The 16973-nt window shown below is 55.2% G+C and carries 17 protein-coding genes; 6 read left to right on the top strand and 11 right to left on the bottom strand.

All coding sequences use genetic code 11. From position 1 onward, the window contains the following. Nucleotides 1-7: 7 nt before the first annotated feature. A complete protein-coding gene (locus QZR17_RS00490; RefSeq protein ID WP_070464627.1) occupies nucleotides 8-280 on the bottom strand; it encodes a co-chaperone GroES in 273 nt (90 codons plus the stop codon). A 398-nt stretch (nucleotides 281-678) separates the two neighbouring features. On the opposite strand from QZR17_RS00490, the gene QZR17_RS00495 reads away from it, so the two are divergent. Further along, entirely contained in the window at nucleotides 679-1173 is a 495-nt protein-coding gene (locus QZR17_RS00495; protein WP_297126323.1) for a hypothetical protein, read from the top strand. Nucleotides 1174-1359: 186 nt separating this feature from the next. Here QZR17_RS00495 and QZR17_RS00500 read toward each other — a convergent pair whose 3' ends face one another. The 9 genes from QZR17_RS00500 to glmS all read right to left on the bottom strand — a co-directional run bounded on the left by QZR17_RS00500 (nucleotide 1360) and on the right by glmS (nucleotide 10290). Beyond that, nucleotides 1360-1920, bottom strand: a complete 561-nt coding sequence (locus tag QZR17_RS00500; protein WP_297126325.1) for a Fe-S-containing hydro-lyase — start codon at nucleotides 1918-1920, stop codon at nucleotides 1360-1362. Between the two features lie 38 nt (nucleotides 1921-1958). Beyond that, the gene (locus QZR17_RS00505) at nucleotides 1959-2801 is read right to left on the bottom strand and encodes a fumarate hydratase (protein WP_297126327.1); all 843 of its coding nucleotides are present in this window, start codon (nucleotides 2799-2801) and stop codon (nucleotides 1959-1961) included. 17 nt (nucleotides 2802-2818) lie between these two features. Next, the gene (locus QZR17_RS00510) at nucleotides 2819-3811 is read right to left on the bottom strand and encodes an alanine-tRNA synthetase second additional domain-containing protein (protein WP_297126329.1); all 993 of its coding nucleotides are present in this window, start codon (nucleotides 3809-3811) and stop codon (nucleotides 2819-2821) included. Beyond that, a complete protein-coding gene (locus QZR17_RS00515; protein ID WP_018106350.1) occupies nucleotides 3804-4124 on the bottom strand; it encodes a DUF4387 domain-containing protein in 321 nt (106 codons plus the stop codon). Before QZR17_RS00515 ends, QZR17_RS00510 begins: the two co-directional genes overlap by 8 nt. A 9-nt stretch (nucleotides 4125-4133) precedes the next feature. Beyond that, nucleotides 4134-5519: an acyclic terpene utilization AtuA family protein gene (locus QZR17_RS00520; RefSeq protein ID WP_297126330.1), complete on the bottom strand. Its 1386-nt coding sequence runs from the start codon at nucleotides 5517-5519 to the stop codon at nucleotides 4134-4136. Between the two features lie 34 nt (nucleotides 5520-5553). Next, a complete protein-coding gene (locus QZR17_RS00525) occupies nucleotides 5554-6795 on the bottom strand; it encodes a methylaspartate ammonia-lyase (protein ID WP_297126332.1) in 1242 nt (413 codons plus the stop codon). A gap of 52 nt (nucleotides 6796-6847) precedes the next feature. Beyond that, nucleotides 6848-8305, bottom strand: a complete 1458-nt coding sequence (locus QZR17_RS00530) for a methylaspartate mutase subunit E (RefSeq protein WP_297126334.1) — start codon at nucleotides 8303-8305, stop codon at nucleotides 6848-6850. A 74-nt stretch (nucleotides 8306-8379) separates the two neighbouring features. Then, complete coding sequence (gene glmL / locus QZR17_RS00535) at nucleotides 8380-9783, bottom strand: methylaspartate mutase accessory protein GlmL (protein ID WP_297126336.1); 1404 nt, start codon at nucleotides 9781-9783, stop codon at nucleotides 8380-8382. A gap of 60 nt (nucleotides 9784-9843) precedes the next feature. Next, nucleotides 9844-10290 carry a methylaspartate mutase subunit S gene (glmS, locus tag QZR17_RS00540; protein ID WP_050560097.1) on the bottom strand — a complete coding sequence of 149 codons (447 nt, stop codon included), beginning with the start codon at nucleotides 10288-10290 and terminating at the stop codon, nucleotides 9844-9846. A gap of 500 nt (nucleotides 10291-10790) precedes the next feature. Here glmS and QZR17_RS00545 point away from each other — a divergent pair, with 500 nt between their 5' ends. The 5 genes from QZR17_RS00545 to QZR17_RS00565 are packed head-to-tail and all read left to right on the top strand — an operon-like array spanning nucleotide 10791 to nucleotide 14715. Beyond that, nucleotides 10791-11327: a DUF4199 domain-containing protein gene (locus tag QZR17_RS00545; protein WP_297126338.1), complete on the top strand. Its 537-nt coding sequence runs from the start codon at nucleotides 10791-10793 to the stop codon at nucleotides 11325-11327. A 59-nt stretch (nucleotides 11328-11386) separates the two neighbouring features. Next, entirely contained in the window at nucleotides 11387-12334 is a 948-nt protein-coding gene (locus QZR17_RS00550) for a glycosyltransferase (protein WP_297127133.1), read from the top strand. After that, nucleotides 12324-13331, top strand: coding sequence for an FAD:protein FMN transferase (locus tag QZR17_RS00555; RefSeq protein ID WP_297126340.1), 1008 nt, complete (start codon nucleotides 12324-12326; stop codon nucleotides 13329-13331). The genes QZR17_RS00550 and QZR17_RS00555 overlap by 11 nt, the downstream gene beginning before the upstream one ends. A 6-nt stretch (nucleotides 13332-13337) precedes the next feature. Next, the gene (locus QZR17_RS00560) at nucleotides 13338-13745 is read left to right on the top strand and encodes a MerR family transcriptional regulator (protein ID WP_296158687.1); all 408 of its coding nucleotides are present in this window, start codon (nucleotides 13338-13340) and stop codon (nucleotides 13743-13745) included. Beyond that, the gene (locus QZR17_RS00565; protein WP_297126342.1) at nucleotides 13738-14715 is read left to right on the top strand and encodes a ribonuclease Z; all 978 of its coding nucleotides are present in this window, start codon (nucleotides 13738-13740) and stop codon (nucleotides 14713-14715) included. The genes QZR17_RS00560 and QZR17_RS00565 overlap by 8 nt, the downstream gene beginning before the upstream one ends. Before the next feature lie 78 nt (nucleotides 14716-14793). Here the strand turns inward: QZR17_RS00565 and QZR17_RS00570 are convergent, their stop codons facing one another. Next, the gene (locus tag QZR17_RS00570) at nucleotides 14794-16818 is read right to left on the bottom strand and encodes a fimbrillin family protein (protein ID WP_297126344.1); all 2025 of its coding nucleotides are present in this window, start codon (nucleotides 16816-16818) and stop codon (nucleotides 14794-14796) included. Between the last annotated feature and the right edge of the window lie 155 nt (nucleotides 16819-16973).

A 16973-nucleotide genomic window follows, 5' to 3' on the forward strand; every position in this document is an offset into this window, starting at 1 on the left:
CGATTGATTACTCAATGATGCCGAGCACATCGCTCTGGCGCATGATGAGGTACTTCGTATCACCGTCCTCTACCTCAGTACCTGCGTACTTGCCATAAAGGACGTGATCTCCCTCCTTAAGCACCATTTTCTCATCCTTGGTGCCTTCACCTACAGCGATAACCTTGCCGCGGACCGGCTTCTTCTCGGATGAGTCAGGGATGACGATGCCTGATGCAGTAGTCTTCTCTGCCTCTGCGGGCTCGATGAGGACTCTATCTGCTAACGGTTTGATATTCATAATTGAGTTGCTGAATAATGATTGAAATTGTCTTTACTTTCACAATTGACTTAGGGAAAAGTGTGCCAAGTCCTGCCTGACATGTCTGCCGGTGACAAAATGACGCTCCATTGGTGCCTTCTCTGTCATTAGTCACCTACTGAGACGGAGCTGATGGTACCTCGGTGCCGGCAGGGTGGGGCGCACCTTGTTTATCCCCTCTGGGAGCGGGAAAACCCTGATACTTAGGGATGAGTATTTTGTCGCATGCCATAAATCACGTACCTTTGCGTCGCTTAGTGCGATGGACAACAGCGGTTGTCCTCTCAAAAAGGTTCCGAGACACGGACGCCTGATCGCATTGCCGGCCCGTGAGGGTATGTGGCGACTCAGGATATCTATTCACTAAACATTATGATATGAGATTCAGAAATTTCGTACTTGGAGGGCTTACTCTGCTGCTGACACTACTGTGCCTGTCCGCTAGGGTGGCTCCCGTAGAGCCTGACTTTGGGCTCACCCCGGGAGAGCGCTTTCCAGGAAGAGAAATGGAGGGTTTCCATAACACACTTAATGCCCTTGGCAGTGGTTCGGAGACGGCAGTCATTGTGACGTGGCGGACGGATGATGGTCTTTCGAGAGCGATTAATGCGATGCTCTCACACCGATCACTTGCAAGGGGGGTAATGGTCTACTCGATCTGTCTGGATGACAGCGACGACGATGCCCTACTATATGCAAAGGCAGATAATGTGGCTATGGGGACAAGGATCTTGGCAGCTTCACAGCTGGGTCGGAGCGTAAGAAAGCAGCTTATGCGGCGTGGACCGCAGGTCTTCAAGCTCTCTTCCGGTCTGGTGAGTGAGGTCTATAGCCCGGATCGCATCTGGCTTGATGGGGTGTCTGTCTTATGACTCCCTGCTTCCATTCTGCCGGATGAGCAGTTTTCCCTCCTCGCTGGCAATCAGGGTGACGCTATTGTCTTCCCGTCTGTCGGACTCATGTTTTTGAGCAATCAGTTAATTTGCATTAATAGAGACCACCCCCGAGAGAATGAATCTCCCGAGGGTGGTCTTTCTTTTTAACAAAAAGGTTCCCTTTTACTTCTTCTCGCTGCTCCGGTCGTAGACATTGCCGCCATAGCAGTCGACAGCAACGATCACCGGCAGCTCCTCGACACGGAGCTTACGGATAGCCTCCGTGCCCAGCTCGTCGAAGGCGATCACCTCAGCCTCCTTGACACAAAGAGACATCAGAGCTGCTGCACCTCCGATGGCTGCGAAGTAGACTCCGCAGTGGTTCTTCAGACTATCGATAACAGCCTGATTGCGGGCTCCCTTGCCGATCATGGCTCTTAGTCCATGCTCCACAAGGGTGGGGGTGTAGGCATCCATACGTCCGGCTGTGGTGGGCCCTACTGAGCCGATCGGCTCACCGGGCTTGGCAGGAGCCGGACCAGCGTAGTAGACGATCTGTCCCTCGAAGTCGAAGGGCATCTCCTCGCCACGCTTGAGCATCTCGCAAAGGCGCTTGTGGGCAGCATCGCGAGCGGTGTAGATGGTCCCGGTAATGTAGACCATCTCCCCTGCGTGGAGCGTCTTGATGATCTCGTCGGTCAGGGGTGCCGAGATGATACGCTTCTCTGTATCACTTGTATGCATAATAAGTCGTGCGTTTCTTACTTGGTCGAATGATTGCATCAGAGACTGCCCTCGGAGTGACGGGTGGCGTGGCAGCTGATATTGACCGCCACTGGCAGTCCGGCGATGTGTGTCGGACCCGCCTCTACGTGGACATCAAGCGTGGTGGTGTCTCCTCCCATCCCGGCGGGACCGATGCCGAGGGCATTGATCCTGCTGAGGAGCTCCTCCTCGATAGCAGCGAGGTGGGGCTTGGGGTTGCGGTCGCCTACGGGACGGAGTAGGGCACGCTTGGCGTAGAGTGCGCTCTCCTCGAAGTTTCCACCGATACCTACACCGACGATAGTAGGTGGGCAGGGGTTGGGACCGGCATGCTTGACCACCTCCATCACGTAGTCCTTGACACCCTCCTCGCCGTCGCTGGGCTGCAGCATACGGAGGTCGCTCTTATTCTCACTGCCGAAGCCCTTGGGGCTGACGGTGATCTCGATCTTGTCTCCCGGGACGATGTCGTAGTGGATGATGGCAGGGGTATTGTCCCCGGTATTCTCTCGTAGGATCGGGTCATTGACCACAGACTTGCGGAGGTACCCTCTCTGATAGCCATCACGCACACCGGCATTGATCGCATCGGTGAGATTGCCCCCCACGACGTGGACCTCCTGCCCGAGACGGACGAAGACCACCGTCATCCCGGTGTCTTGGCACATGGGCTTCTCCTTATCGTGAGCGATGTCCGCATTCTTGACCAAGGTCTTGAGGATGCCCCGACCGAGGGGAGAGCTCTCCCGCTCGCTGGCATCCTTGAGCGCATTGTAGATGTCGGGTGACAAGTTATAGCAGGCATCGATGCAGAGTCGGGAGACCAGCTCGGTGATGTTCTGTGCTTTTATTTCTCTCATAAGTTGATATATCTATGTTAAGAGACTCCTAAGAAGTATCTGGCGTTGCGGTTATTGAGGTTCTCCATCTCCTCCTCTGTCGCTCCCAGCAGACCTACCAGGCACCAGGCATCGTATCGTCCATCGTAGATGAGCGAGTGGTGGAGCGAGAAGTCCTTTATCTCACCCGTCGACTGGACGTGGATGCGAGGGCCCTCGCAGGGGAGTATCCTCTCACCGACCTTGATGTGGTCCTCATCGATATAGCTGATCGGTAGATCTGCCCTGATAAGGTCCAGTATCCTCTGCTCTAGGCGGCATAGATCCTCCCTGGAGAGATTGGGATCCTCATTGAATTTCAGGACATATCCCTTCGCAATATCGGCGGAGTAGAAGTGATCCTCATGGAGGTTGAATAGCTCTGCAAGCGCGAGCGTCGTCACCTCCTCTGCGGAGTGCGCCATCTTACGGTAGATCAGCGAGGACTCCACCATCCGGGAGAGCGTGTGGGGCTCAGGACCAAAGATAGAGGGTCTCGTAATGATGATCTGCTCACCAATGGCTATCAGCAGGTCGGCATTGCGTCCGAGGGCGTCGGTGAGCAGGTCAAAGTGCTCGATGACAAGCCGCTTCTTGGCGGCAAGGGCCTTGTTGACGAAGTCGACGATCTCATACATCTGGGTGAATGCGAGCTGAAACCGCATATCCAGGTGAAAGGTGGTCGCTGAGTGTAGGTCGGCAAATCCACTACGGAATTGCATGATCTTCCGCGTGAGGATCGCATCGTCATCATTGGAGAGCTCCAGCCCGGGAAACATCCCATGGATGAGGGATGACTTACCGGAGCCGGCAGCACCGATGATGCCGATCAGACGATCGGTGAAGCTGAGATGCAGCTGGCTGATCCGCTCGCCAAGCTGTAATAAACGCTCACGCCCACGCGGGGCGAAGTACTGGGTCTCTACCCAGGACTCCTGCACTCGCTTGGGCGTGGCGTGAAGTCTTACGCTATTGGTGCTCTCCTCAAGCATCAAAAGTGAAGTGGACCAGAGGGGCGTGCTGCTGCGCGCCGTAGACGTCTACCTCACCAAGGGCACCGCTAGGGATCGGGCGCTTAATCGTCACCTTGACCGCCTTAGCCGGATCAAAATAGATCACATTGAAGACGTCTTCCTCCTTGATGCCATAGAGCTTGGAGAAGGACTCAGCTGTGATCGGCTTGTGCTCCTTGAAGAAATTGTAGTCGTCAAACGTCTTGAAGATAACGTCAAACGTCAGCTCGTACGGACCCGAATTCTTGCTCCGGATCACGTCAGCCATGTCGATAAGCTTATATGTTTTCATCTCTTTCTCTTAATCAAAGTCACTGCATTTGCCGTCCTTGACATCATGGAAGGTGACAGGGAAGTACTGCTTCGGATCATCTACCTTCATCAGGTGGTATACGTTAAATTCGTACACCGCACCCATATGGGCATCTGACGGGGAGAAGGGGAAAGCAAGATTTCCGGCTGTAGAGATACGTCCGGGATAGCCGAAGTGGAGGAACGTACTGCGAGCGAAGCTGCAGATCGTATCAGCGATGGACTGTGTCTTGGCGACACACTCGATGATGATCAGGAGCTCCTCACCGGTAGCGTTCTTGATATTCGGGAACATACTCATCACAGCGCCTCTACCATAGATCTTGAAGTCTAGGAAGAAGTTACCCATATCCATATCGCGGAAGTTATCCTCGACGCGGGCGCGTACATCCTCCTTTACCTCATCGATCTTGGAGATCAGGATCGGGTCAGAGCAGCCGGCGCATGCGATGGTGCGGTAGCCGGTATTTTTGACACCCTCGAGCTTGATGAAGTAGCCGTCAGTGGGCTCAAAGATCGTTCCTGCGATGGCGACACGATTGTCTGCCACCTGCTTGAAGGTGGTATTGTGCAGGTTGAGACGTCCGCCCGGGCCGGGGAGGAGGTAGGGATTGGACTTCTCGTAGAGCGTGTGAGCAGCGACAGAGAGTGTCGTGCACTTGCGCGCCGGAGAGAGGGTCTCGACCTCGAAGTGGTCCTCGTAGAGGTAGCCAAACATACAGTCACTACCGCTACCGGGGAGTGCGCAGATAGCTGCACACTCAAGGATCTTACCCATATGGAGGGCGAGTGCCTTGTCGAAGCCTTTCGCGATAGCGAGACTGGCGAAGACAGCCGGGTCGTAGGAGCGACCTGCCATAATCACCTGAGCACCGCCCTTGAGAGCCTCCATGTAGGGCTCCTCACCCATCTGGGCGACGATGTGCACCGCCTCATCGATATCCTTGTCCGTCAGCTCCGGCACGGGACCGAGGGGGCTGATACGACCCTCCTTGAGGTTGTAGTGGATCGTCTCCTTGTCAAACTCTGCGGAGATCTCAGCATACTTAAAGCTAAGATGATGCTCCTCAGCGATCTCCATGACGAGGCGGCGATTGATCTCGAGGTGAGGTGTAGCGCCTGATCCGCCGGAGGTACCGACGATGACCGGGATGCCTGCCTTGATGGCAGCAGGGATCATGATGGAGAGGTCACGCTTTACAGCTGCGACATCGGTAAAGGAAATGCCGGCACCGAGGTAGTAGGGACCCGGGTCGCTGGACCCTGCATCGCAGGCAATCACGTCCGGGTGACGCTTCATGCCCTCCTCAAACGACTCCTTGGGGAAACCATAGCCCAGGATCGCTGACGGAGAGAGTACTCTGAATTCTTTCATGGTAACGAATGCTTTAGCTTAATTCCTTCTTTGATTAGAGGATGTCCTTGAGCGCCAGGATGCGGCTCATCTCATTGAACATGATCATATAGCCCTCATCGACACCCATACCGGGCTTAGCCAGTGTCTGAGACGGGGAGGTGGCCATAGCTACGTGAGCACAGCACTCAGCAGAGCGATTGGTCTCGTTGCAGGTACCACCGAGGTATGCGCCCATCCCGTGCTCCTTGCAGTAGAGGACAGCCTCGATAGAGTTGTTGATACCGCCGAGGTCAGGAGTCTTGATCTGAGCCATATGACCGGCCTTAGCCTTGCAGAAGTCGACAATATCCTCAAAGGTATTGCACCACTCGTCAGCTACGATCTCGGCATCCATGCCCTTATCGTCCATGCACTTGCGGATGGCAGCAAGAGCCTTGATCTGAGCCTCGCGCTCCTCTACGTCTACCGGACCCTCGATGCGGAGGTGGAAGGGCTTAGCAGCCTCAGCCAGCTCACCGATGTAGTCAGCGATCTTCTCCCAGTCGTTATTAAATACGATACCCAGGGTACCATATACATCGATGTGGAAGATCGGCTTGTAGTCCTCGCGGGTACGCTTATCGAGGATGCGGTTACGCAGCCACTTGACATACTCGAGCAGCTTCTCACCCTTGAGACCTACCTTCTTCTCTACGTGATTGAAGAGTCCGTGGGGCAGGATATCAGCCTCCTTGATGATCATCTTGTCGACGTTGTTGTAGCGATCGTCACCAGACTGTGCGAAGATCGGGATCCTCTTGTCAGACAGAGTGGTGTGATACTCGTCAGCGACGACCTGAGCCATCAGCTTGCCCTCTGCCTTAGCGACAGCATCGAGGCATGCCTGTGTCACGCCGTAGCGGATGGCGGTGTGATACTTCTTACCATTGGCGTCTGTGTGCTTGTCGACCAGATCAGCCATCTCGCGGAAGTTGGTGATCTCCTTACCCTCATAGAGCGGGGCGATCTCCTTCATGATCACAGGGATGAAGTCCTTTGCGAGGAAGAGCGGATCACGGCCTCCGGCTCCGGAGTACTGTACGGCAGCGCAGTCGCCATGAGCGATGGCGCCATTCTCCAGCACGAAGAGTACCGAGATGGACTCTCCTGCCTGACGTACGCCAGTGAAGCCCTCAGTTACAGGGTCGCCGACATAGAAGTTACCGTCATTCTCAGCACCCTTTTTGATGGCACGCTGGTCATCGAAGTAAAAGCCGGTCTTGCCGGGGGCACATACTACCTTCTTAATTTTCATAGAAGAAATGGATTGAAGTTTAGTTGTTTATTATAGGATTGATTGTATCCGATTACTTGAGGTTCTTACGACCAACGAGGAAGCCCTTGCTGATCGCATAGACATCATCGATAACCATCTGGAAGCTCACCTCGCGATTTTCACACTTGGCTCTTTCCTCCAGCTTCTGGCGGTGGAAGTCCTTCGTCTCCTGCGAGAAGGGCATATTGCCACAGTCGAGGATGCGGATGGCACCGTCGTTATCGCGTGCAGGCATTACCTTGCCGGCATTGTACTTATTGGGAGCGAAGGGGATGTCAAGCACACCTGCTGCAAAAGCGTTTACCACACCTGCACCGAGGTCGCCCTTCCCGAGCTCAAAGACCTTGTCCATGATCTCCTTGACCTCCCTCTTGATGATCGTAGCCTCCTGCTCTACAGCGGGGATCATTGTCAGATCCTGGTCTCTCAGCATAGAGATCACCTGCTTAGTGGCGCGGAGACCTGCAGCGTTGGCTTCCTTGGTCGGGATGCCGACAGCCTCATGGGGGGTCTTAACGATCACCTTGGTGGCCTTGGCAAGAGCAGCGGTAGCAGATCCCCAGCTGATCACGCCAAATGCCTTTGCCTCATCCTCCGGGAATCCTCCCATCCACTGGTGGAAGACGGTGGTGAGGTGTACCTTATTGTAGCCATACATCTCCAGATACTCGCGGCACTGCTCCCTGAGCGCGCGGATAGCGGCGACGTCTTGGATCAGGTTACCGCACTGACCGTAGCCCACCGTCAGGTCGCTCACACCCTGCTCTGCAGCGAGGAGTGCCTCGATGATGGCGACGGCATTGGAGATACATGCAGGGATCAGAGTACCGGTAAGGGGGCCGAAAGGCTCACGATTGATATCCACTCCGCGCTCGGCATAGAGACCGCAGAGACGGTCGGTGTACTGCCAATACTTGATGACCTTGTCGATGGGGTGATCCTTGGAGTAGGGGATGTTGTAGGAGATACCTCCACCCTCGTAGGAGGTGAAGCCACCTGCGATGGCGATCTCCGTCAGAAGTCTTGCGTCCGGGGTTCCGTGACGTACCTGCACCGGGTTCTTGACAGACTCGGTGACGGTGCGGCAGATGTCGACACCATAGTTGACAGCCGGAAATCCGTTCAGGAGAGAGCGACCAGCCTCTTGACTCTTCTTGATACCGATCTCAGCCTCCTCGTATCTATTGAGACGGGTGTAGCTGTCGATGGTGGAGGGAAGGAGATCTGCACCTCCCATATCCTCGAGGTACTGGAGCAGCTTGATGTGCTCATCGTAGAGGGCGACACCGGCACGAGGCTGGATCAGCGTCCTCTTCTCTTCATCGGCCTTCCAGAGCTTGGCTCCGAAGCGCTTCTCTTCAGGGATGGAGAGCTGGTACTTTACCGCCTCCTCAAAGTCGATATTCCTACCCGTGGGCCAGCTGGCCAGCACTTCCTCACGCTCCTTGAGGAAGTCGTCCATTGGGATTTTGACGTTTTTGACCTCCATAATAATATAATGTTCTCTATTCGTTTCGTAGGTGTATTCGAGGTGGTTGACTCGCTATGTGTCCCTCCTCGAGTTTATTGTTTTTTCTTCTTCGTCCCGACCTTGACCAGCTCCTTCTGCATCAGATCCAGGGCAACGTCAGGCATCTGCTCACTCAGGAGACCCATTGACGCCATAATATAGTGGCTGTCGAGGTAAAAGTCAGGCTTCAGTGGCTTGGCTTTGTCGTAGTTGGATATGTTGAATGAGGCACCATCTAAGATAAACGTGGGGTCAGCGCTGTGTATCAGCGCCCCCCCGATACCGAGGACGTGGTCCGTGAGGGTAAGATCCTTCCCGTTGATGGTAAAAAACTCTCCCATGGGGGAGTAGACCTTGTGCGTGTGACCTACATGGCGATCCGTCGCCAGGCTCACTGCTCCCTTGGCAAGGACTTTCTCGCAGAGGATTTCATCCTCCGTCACTGCACGAGTGGACTTATCAGCATCACATCGAGCAACCCAGTCTCTGAGCGTGTCGCCCGAGAGACCCACCTCAGCCGCCACGGCGTCAAGGTCCAGTTGCTCCGATAGCGCCGTGAGGCTATACCTCATACCGAGGTCGCCCTCTACGGTACGCTTGCTATACGGCTCCGGGATGCCCTGATGCATGATGTTGGCCTCATGAGGCTCGCCATCGCCTATTGAGTAGACATCGGTGGTGGCACCACCGAGATCAATGGCCAGGAGCTCTCCCAGCCCTCGTCTGTTCTTGGTGCCGTCACTGAGCAGGTTGCAGGCATTGAGCACAGCCAGAGGGGTAGGGATGATCTCATTGTCAGCTCGCTCCTGAGCCTTAGAGAGGCCCTTAGCCTCGATGATACGATCAATGAAGAGCTGCATGATGCACTTCTTGGCGGGAGCGATATTGAGGGAGTTGAAGTTGGGCATCACGTTCTCCGTGATCACAAAGGGCTTGCCTGCCTCTGTGAGGATACGTGCCACCTCTTCCTCAGCAGCTTTATTCCCCGCCACGACGGTGGAGAAGTGACCCGGGATCCGACCGATGACCTCCGCATTGTGGATGATATTCTCCACGTTGCCTCCATCGGTACCCCCGCAGAGGAGGAAGAGGTCAGGATCGAGTCGCTCGATCTCCTCTGCCTCGGTGTGGGTGATCTCGTAGGAGTAGGTCTTCATCACCTTGGCACCCGCACTGGCTGCTGCCATACGTGCTGCCTTGGCGGTGAGGTCGGGGACCAAGCCACTGGCCACCATCTTAAGTCCTCCCGCCGCACTGCTGCAGCAGAGGAATTTATCCGGTGTCCACTCCTTGCCGATCTCTTTCTCTAACTCTCTGAATGCATTGTGGAGCCCCTCCATCACATCCGTCTCGATCGTGGTAAAGGCTGCGCCTGTACCCACTATCTCGGGGACGTCTGTGTCGATGGCTGTTACCTTGGTGTATGTACTACCAAAGTCTGCTGTAAGATATCTCATGATGATGAAACAAAAGGTCGATCCCGCCTATGTATGGGTGGATCATCGGGGCAAGTAGTATTATCTCTTGATCCCGAAAGTCTTGTCGATGTCCGCAATAGTCGTCTCGATCGGAGTGCCCGGTGGATAGACATAGTCGAAGCCCATCTTCTTGAACCGCTCAAGGACGTCCTCAAACTTCTGCTTACCTACCACCAAGTTGCCACCGGCAAAGAGGGGGATCCCCTTGAGACCCGCCTCATTGCACTTATCTCGTAGACCCTGACAGTCGATCTCCCCCTGTCCGTACATAGACGAGACAAGGATCGCATCAGCGTTGGTCTCGATGGCAGCTTCGATGTACTGCTCTTGGCTTACCATCACGCCGAGGTTGATGACGTGGTAGCCCGCATCATTAAGTGCATAATCGATAATTTTGTTCCCCACTGCATGGGCATCGGCACCGATCACACCGATTACGATGGTAATATCACTCGCTTTACCAGTCGTAGTTTTCTTTGATTCCATAATGGTTATGACCCGCTATAGGTTACGTGGTGAAGTCATATAAGGGAGATTATAGCTCTAAAGAAATTAGTTAAGGTCCTTTCTATGGCTTCCAATAGGGCAAACTTAGCCATAAAAAATGGATTAGCAAGTATTGCCCACCTCTTTTTCGGTGCAGACGCTTCAGAATGGTTGAGAATACCCTCGATGGTTGTGAAGAGACGGCGTAAAGCTGCCCGGATGAAGCATCACACTAATACCGATGTTAGAGAATTCTTTTACCGGTATTAGTGAAGTCTAATATCGGTATTAGTGATCTCTAATATCGGTAAAAGAAATATCCCAGATCAGCGGAGACGGATTTGAGCTTTACAGCGGCACCCGAAAGGGGGGTGCCTCTTTCCTGTCCTGCAATTGACTTCTGTACGCCCTAACTCGCCATCCCTATGCCCAGCAGCGTGGTCGCTGATGCCCTGCTACATAATTGGTACCTTTGTCTCTCACTACGCAGATGATACCCTATGGATCAGGATAACAAGGACTCACAGAAAAAGCGCTTCGCATGGAGCTTCCTGCAAGCTATGATGTGGAGTGGGCTCCTCGTCGGGATGGGCTTTGTGGCTCAGGCTGTCGGGATGCTCTTCTACAGGCAGCCCCTCTTCTCTACACTCTTCCTTACAGGTGGGCTGGTGCTCATCCCTGTCTTACTGACACAGGAGCTTCGGAAGTATCGTCTGATAGTATTTGGTAACCGCCTGTCCTACTCACGCTGCGTCACAGTGATGGGCGTGATCTACCTCTTTGCCCTTATCGTCGTGACGCTTGCTTACCTGCTCGTCTTCACGTACCTCTTCCGCGATCCTACTTTCCTCGCCTATATGGACCGGAGTATAGACGTTGCCGGGCAGATGATGGGCAGTGAGGCCGATCGGGAGATGCTGCTGAAGTCCTACCAAGGGATCACGCCCGCGCTGATGACGAGAGGGGTGATCTCGCTCTCCTTCACGCTTGGGACGCTCTACATCTTTATTGTCTCGATCTTCCTCCGTAGAGACTGATTATCGGTAACTTTGCTTGTCTACTACATACATATATGTCTCAAGATAAGAATTACCCCATAGACCTATCGATCGTCATCCCGCTCTACAATGAGCAGGAGTCTCTCCCAGAGCTTCACCGGTGGATCTCCCGTGTCATTACTGAGATGGGGATCACCTATGAGATCATCTTCGTCGATGACGGGAGTACGGATGACTCCTGGGAGACTATCGAGCAACTACATGCGGAGGACCCGCACGTCCGAGCGGTCCGCTTTGCCCGCAACTACGGGAAGTCTCCCGGGCTGCAGACAGGCTTTGAGCGCGCCTCGGGTGCTGTCGTCATCACAATGGACGCTGACCTGCAGGACTCCCCCGATGAGATCCCCGAGCTCTATCGTATGATCCGTGAGGAGGACTACGATGTGGTGAGTGGGTGGAAGAAGAAGCGGTATGACCCGCTCTCCAAGACCGGTCCCACGAAGCTCTTCAATGCCACCGTGCGCTTCTTCTCCGGCATCCCGCTTCATGACTTCAATTGTGGACTCAAGAGCTACAAGAATGAGGTGGTGAAGCACATAGAGGTCTACAACGATATGCACCGCTACCTTCCCTATATGGCGAAGATGGCGGGGTACGGCAAGATCGGCGAGCTGGTGGTGCATCACCGACCCCGCAAGTACGGGAAGACAAAGTTTGGCATGAGCCGATTTGTCAATGGCTACCTCGACCTCTTGGTCCTCTGGTTTATGGGCACTTTTGGTCGCAAGCCGATGCACTTCTTTGGCCTCTGGGGCAGTGTGATGTTTTTCCTCGGGCTGATCGCTCTCCTCTGTGTCCTTGGGTCCAAGCTCTACTCCCTCTACCATGGGATCCCCGCCCGACTGGTGACCGACCTGCCCGCCTTCTACCTCTGCCTCCTGGCTATCGTGCTGGGGGTATTGCTCTTCCTTACCGGATTTCTCGGTGAGCTCATAGCCCGGCAAAGTCCCGGGCGTAATACCTATGCCCTACGTGATGAGATCTAAATTACTTATCCTCGCCCTACTTATCCTTCTTGCTGGTTGTGATCGTGGGGAGGGGACCTTTTACCGCGAGACAGGAGAGCGCTTTACCACCTACTACGCCATCACTTATCGTGCTGATAAGCCCCTGGCCGCACAGATCGACTCGACGATGGATGCCTTCAATGCGGTGCTCAATAACTTTGACCCCACCTCCGTCGTCTCCCAGATCAATGCCAATACCACCGACCGGACGGATCCTATGCTGGAGGAGGTGCTGCGACAGGCAGCAGTCGTGAGCGAAGCAACGGATGGCGTCTATGATGTCACCGGAGGACCACTCTTCGACATCTGGGGCTTCGGGACCAAGAAGGGGGTAACCCGACTGGCTACCGAAGAGCAGGTCGACTCGGTGCTCCGGTTTGTCGGGTACCGGCAAATACACATCGATACCCTTACCCACCGCATCACCAAGGACGACCCTCGGCTCTCTATGGGTCTTGCCTCGCTCTCCAAGGGGTATGTTGTCGATCTCGTCGCACGGACGCTCGAGCACTACGGGGTAGAGGACTATATGGTGGAGATCGGTGGTGAGGTGACCTGCCATGGGCGCAATCCTCGGGGCGACTGCTGGAGCCTCGGGATCAATAAGCCGATCGAGGACAATACCTCCACCGTCAATGAGCTCCTCGGTAAGATCGAGATGTGTGAGAAACTTGGTGTCGCCACCAGTGGCGACTACCGCAACTACAAGATCATCGAGGGGCGGAAGGTCGCCCATACCATCAACGCCGTCACAGGACGTCCCGCCCACAGCGACATACTCGAGGCGACTGTCGTAGCCCCTACTACTATGGAGGCAGACGCCTGGGCGACCGCCTTTATGGCAGTTGGGCTGGAGCGTGCCAAGGAGATCCTCGAGGGACAGCCCCAGCTGGGTGTCCTCTTTGTCTACGCTGACCCCTCCGGCACCGGCTACCTCACCTATACCCATCGCCTGCACCTCCTCCCCCTCAAGTAGGCCAGTATGAGGAAAGAGAAGACCGGACAGAAGAAAAACATAGAGAGCCTGCCGAGGCGACTCTATACGATCAAGGAGACGGCTGCCTTCTTTGGGGTCGAGGAGCATGTCCTGCGATACTGGGAGAAGGGTACCTCCCTCTCTCCGCGACGGATGCCGAGCGGCTCTCGTCGCTACTCCATCGAGGACCTTAAGCTGATCGAGCGGATCTACTACTTGGTCGAGGTGCGGGGAATGACCCTGCAGGCTGCGGCAGAGCAGCTGGATCACCCTGACTTAGATGTCGACCTGGAGGTGAGGGAGCGGCTGATGAAGGTCCGCGAGCGACTCACCGCCCTAAGGGACCGAGTGGGGGAGACCTACGGCATCGGTCCCGAGGGAGGAATCACTGAGAGCGTACCTCGAGATGAGTAAGGCGGAGATCGGCGTCGGGATGTATGTCCAGGTGCTGGGCTGCGGTGCAGCCAAGCCCTCCCTTGGTCACAACCCTTCCGCACAAGTGGTGCGACTGAGAGGCAATAAGGCGTTCCTCATCGACTGTGCAGAGGGGACACAGCTCCAGATGATGCGCTATGGCGTGCCGATAGCGAGCCTGCACCGCATCTTTATCACCCACCTTCATGGCGATCACTGCCTCGGTTTGCCGGGGCTGATCAGCACGATGTCGCTGATGAGCTTTGATCACCCGATCCATATATACGGACCGGTGGGCACGGCAGACTTTGTCGATCGGGTCGTCCGCTACTTCACCGGAGAGGAGGGGGACGACTACTATGCAGAGATCGAGGTGCACGAGTGTGCGCCCACCGGGCGGACGGTGATCTACGAGGATCGGTCGGTGACTGTCTCCTGCTTCCCGCTTAAGCACCGCGTCCCCTGTATCGGCTACCGCTTTGACGAGGCACCACTGCTGCCGCACCTCGACCGGGAGGCGGCCGATCGGGCCGGGGTCCCAATGGCCTACTTCGGCAGCCTCAAGCAGGGGCGAGACTACGTCAAGGAGGACGGGTCGATCGTCCCGGCCACCTCCGTCACCACACCGAGTCGACGCCCGCTCAGCTATGCGTACTGCTCCGACACCATCTACCGGGAGGCAACGGCGGACTATGTCCGCGGGGTCGACCTGCTCTACCATGAGGCGACCTTCGGGGAGGAGTGGAGCGAACTCGCCAAGCATCGCGGTCACTCCACCGCCCGTCAAGCAGCTGAGGTGGCAAGGCTTGCCGGGGCGGGGCATCTCCTCCTCGGTCACTTCTCCTCCCGATATACGCCCGAGACGGAGGAGTCAATCCTCCTTGCGGAGGCGAAGGAGGTCTTTCCCCGCTCCTTCCTCGCCCACGAGGGGCAGCTCCTTGACTTTGAGCAATTGCGAGAGCAAGAGTAGGGCATAGGGGGTAAAAGCAAAAGCGGTCGGCAGCCACAAGAGACTGTCGACCGCTTTGTCGTATGGTATAAGGTCTACTTACTCGATCTTGAAGTCATCGAGCATAACGTTGTACTCAGATTGCTTACCAATCTTTGCGCTGAAAATCTTACCGGATCCAGTGTTGTTGATCTTGACTTGGTTAATATCAAGCGTGATGGTTACCCACTGATCCCCCGTGTTGATCTGACCATCATACTTATGGTCCTTAACTGATGTCTTGTACTCAGATATCACCTTATCAGCAAGAATATCCCCAATGTTATAGATTGCCATCTCGCCATTGGGGCCATAGACAACGACTGAGAAAGATCTTGATGGACTTGTGCCCTTTACCTTAAAAGTAATCTTCTTAGGTGCAGGATTTGTGACTTGCACGTTTTGAATATTGAAGATCCACTTGTTTCCCGAGTCTTTACCGGTCACTTTCATCACTCCACCCTGTGTAGGGTCATTCCCCTGCTCAATAGTGATGCCGGTTGAGTTTCCCTTCATGAAAACGGACATAAAGGCACTCCAATCCTCGAAGTCGGCTCCGGGGAAGAGGAGGTTGTCGGTGGTGGGCTGCTCCGGCTTAGTGCCGGGCTCCTCCGTGCCGGGCTCAGTACCGGGATCCTCAGTACCGGGCTTAGTGCCGGTTGCCTCCTTCACCTCGATCTTACCGATCTGCCACTGAGCAGAAGCTTCATCTGTGCTGGTGTACTTGAGGGCGATGTGGATATTCTTCTCACCGGCGTAGGCGGAGAGATCCGTCTCAGAGTCGGTGGTGCTGAAGTTCCCTTTTGCAGGCTTGCCGGGGTAGGTGATGGTAAGCTTGGACCAGGTCGCCTTGCTGGGATCACCGGAGACATAGTCCTTGGAGATCAGTACCTGTTGCTGCTCCTCCACGTTGCCGGCGTGACCGATGGTGTGATTGAGGAAGAGCTTGGGAGCAGTCGCACCGGTGAAGTCCAGAGCAGGAGAGATGAGCCAGTCGACATTGGCCTTTGCACCACCGTTGTAACCACTCATAGCAGCGCCATTCTTGTACTGTCCAGAGTTGCTGATCCTCCACGCCTCATCGCCTGACTCACTGAAAGCGGAGAAAGGGTCAAGGGAAGTAGCAGCCTTGAAATCATTGGCAAAAGGAAGCTTCTGTGCTGTTGCGGGGGTGTCTCCGGGGGTCTCGGGGTTGTCAGGCGTGACATCGCCACCGTCTCCGGTGCCGCCGTCATCGATACCGCCGATGGTGCTGCCGTCAGGATTGACCACCTTGCCGTCCTTGGTCAGCTTGGCCTTAAAGGTGTAGGAGAAACCGCTATCCAGCTTCGTCGGCGCTTTATTTACCTTGTCCATGCTGAGGGTGTAGCTCTTCCCGCCCAGTGTCATCACAAAGGCGAAGGTATTTTCCACTGCCTGAGGCACGACGTAAGAGCTGTAGGTACCCTCTGCCTCCTTCGTCAGGGTGATATCGCCCTTCGTGGTGCCGGTGGTGAGCTCTCCGGTGAGGACATTCATCTTCACGTCAGTCACACCGCCCTTGAAGAACACGGTAGAGATGTCACTGAGGTTGAGTCCCTCCTGTGCGGTGAGGACGATCTTCACCTGGGCGAGCTTGTGCTTAAAGGTGAAGGGGAGCTTAGGATTGGCAGCGGTGCCACTCTGGATGGCAAAGAGGACCGGCTGGTCGCTTCCCTTACTGATGATGTAGGACGCCTTGCCCTCGGAGATGGTGCTTGCGTAGGGATAGTAGGCGGCAAAGGTCACCTGAGACTTGTCGCCCGGGAGGAGGAGCTTTGTCCCCTGGTCGGCAAAGTTGGTGGTGCTGCCTGCTGATGTGGCCTTGTATGCTACGTTGGTGGTGGTGGCCTCGGCCTTGGTGACATTGGAGATACCGATCACCTCGGTTCCCTCCCAGCTGGTCCCGCTCACCACGCGTGTGACTGGACCAGCGGTGAACTGTGCCACCTCTGATCCGTCCTGTGGTGTCTGATCAGGCGCCAGCCCCCTCTCCTGCTGACAGCCGGTGAGGGTCAGTGCCATCAGAGCGATGGAGCAGAGCGCAGATGTGTAAGTCTTTCTCATCTTAATGCTTTGATTGATTAGTGATTGGGTCTATTATTTTTTTTCTTTCTGTTCAAAGATACCATTATCTTGTTACTCTCTTGTTGCAAATGGCTCAATCATTAGGTCTGACGTGTACGAAACGGACCAGTAGCACACATCCTCAAGGATACCTA

Origin of the sequence: uncultured Porphyromonas sp. (assembly GCF_900541275.1) — a bacterium.
Classification (GTDB): Bacteria; Bacteroidota; Bacteroidia; order Bacteroidales; family Porphyromonadaceae; genus Porphyromonas_A.

Bases quoted from the DNA above. Each gene is read 5' to 3' on its own strand.
- QZR17_RS00490 (WP_070464627.1), bottom strand. From the start codon at position 280: ATGAATATCAAACCGTTAGCAGATAGAGTCCTCATCGAGCCCGCAGAG.
- QZR17_RS00495 (WP_297126323.1), top strand. From the start codon at position 679: ATGAGATTCAGAAATTTCGTACTTGGAGGGCTTACTCTGCTGCTGACA.
- QZR17_RS00500 (WP_297126325.1), bottom strand. From the start codon at position 1,920: ATGCATACAAGTGATACAGAGAAGCGTATCATCTCGGCACCCCTGACC.
- QZR17_RS00505 (WP_297126327.1), bottom strand. From the start codon at position 2,801: ATGAGAGAAATAAAAGCACAGAACATCACCGAGCTGGTCTCCCGACTC.
- QZR17_RS00510 (WP_297126329.1), bottom strand. From the start codon at position 3,811: ATGCTTGAGGAGAGCACCAATAGCGTAAGACTTCACGCCACGCCCAAG.
- QZR17_RS00515 (WP_018106350.1), bottom strand. From the start codon at position 4,124: ATGAAAACATATAAGCTTATCGACATGGCTGACGTGATCCGGAGCAAG.
- QZR17_RS00520 (WP_297126330.1), bottom strand. From the start codon at position 5,519: ATGAAAGAATTCAGAGTACTCTCTCCGTCAGCGATCCTGGGCTATGGT.
- QZR17_RS00525 (WP_297126332.1), bottom strand. From the start codon at position 6,795: ATGAAAATTAAGAAGGTAGTATGTGCCCCCGGCAAGACCGGCTTTTAC.
- QZR17_RS00530 (WP_297126334.1), bottom strand. From the start codon at position 8,305: ATGGAGGTCAAAAACGTCAAAATCCCAATGGACGACTTCCTCAAGGAG.
- glmL (WP_297126336.1), bottom strand. From the start codon at position 9,783: ATGAGATATCTTACAGCAGACTTTGGTAGTACATACACCAAGGTAACA.
- glmS (WP_050560097.1), bottom strand. From the start codon at position 10,290: ATGGAATCAAAGAAAACTACGACTGGTAAAGCGAGTGATATTACCATC.
- QZR17_RS00545 (WP_297126338.1), top strand. From the start codon at position 10,791: ATGGATCAGGATAACAAGGACTCACAGAAAAAGCGCTTCGCATGGAGC.
- QZR17_RS00555 (WP_297126340.1), top strand. From the start codon at position 12,324: ATGAGATCTAAATTACTTATCCTCGCCCTACTTATCCTTCTTGCTGGT.
- QZR17_RS00560 (WP_296158687.1), top strand. From the start codon at position 13,338: ATGAGGAAAGAGAAGACCGGACAGAAGAAAAACATAGAGAGCCTGCCG.
- QZR17_RS00565 (WP_297126342.1), top strand. From the start codon at position 13,738: ATGAGTAAGGCGGAGATCGGCGTCGGGATGTATGTCCAGGTGCTGGGC.
- QZR17_RS00570 (WP_297126344.1), bottom strand. From the start codon at position 16,818: ATGAGAAAGACTTACACATCTGCGCTCTGCTCCATCGCTCTGATGGCA.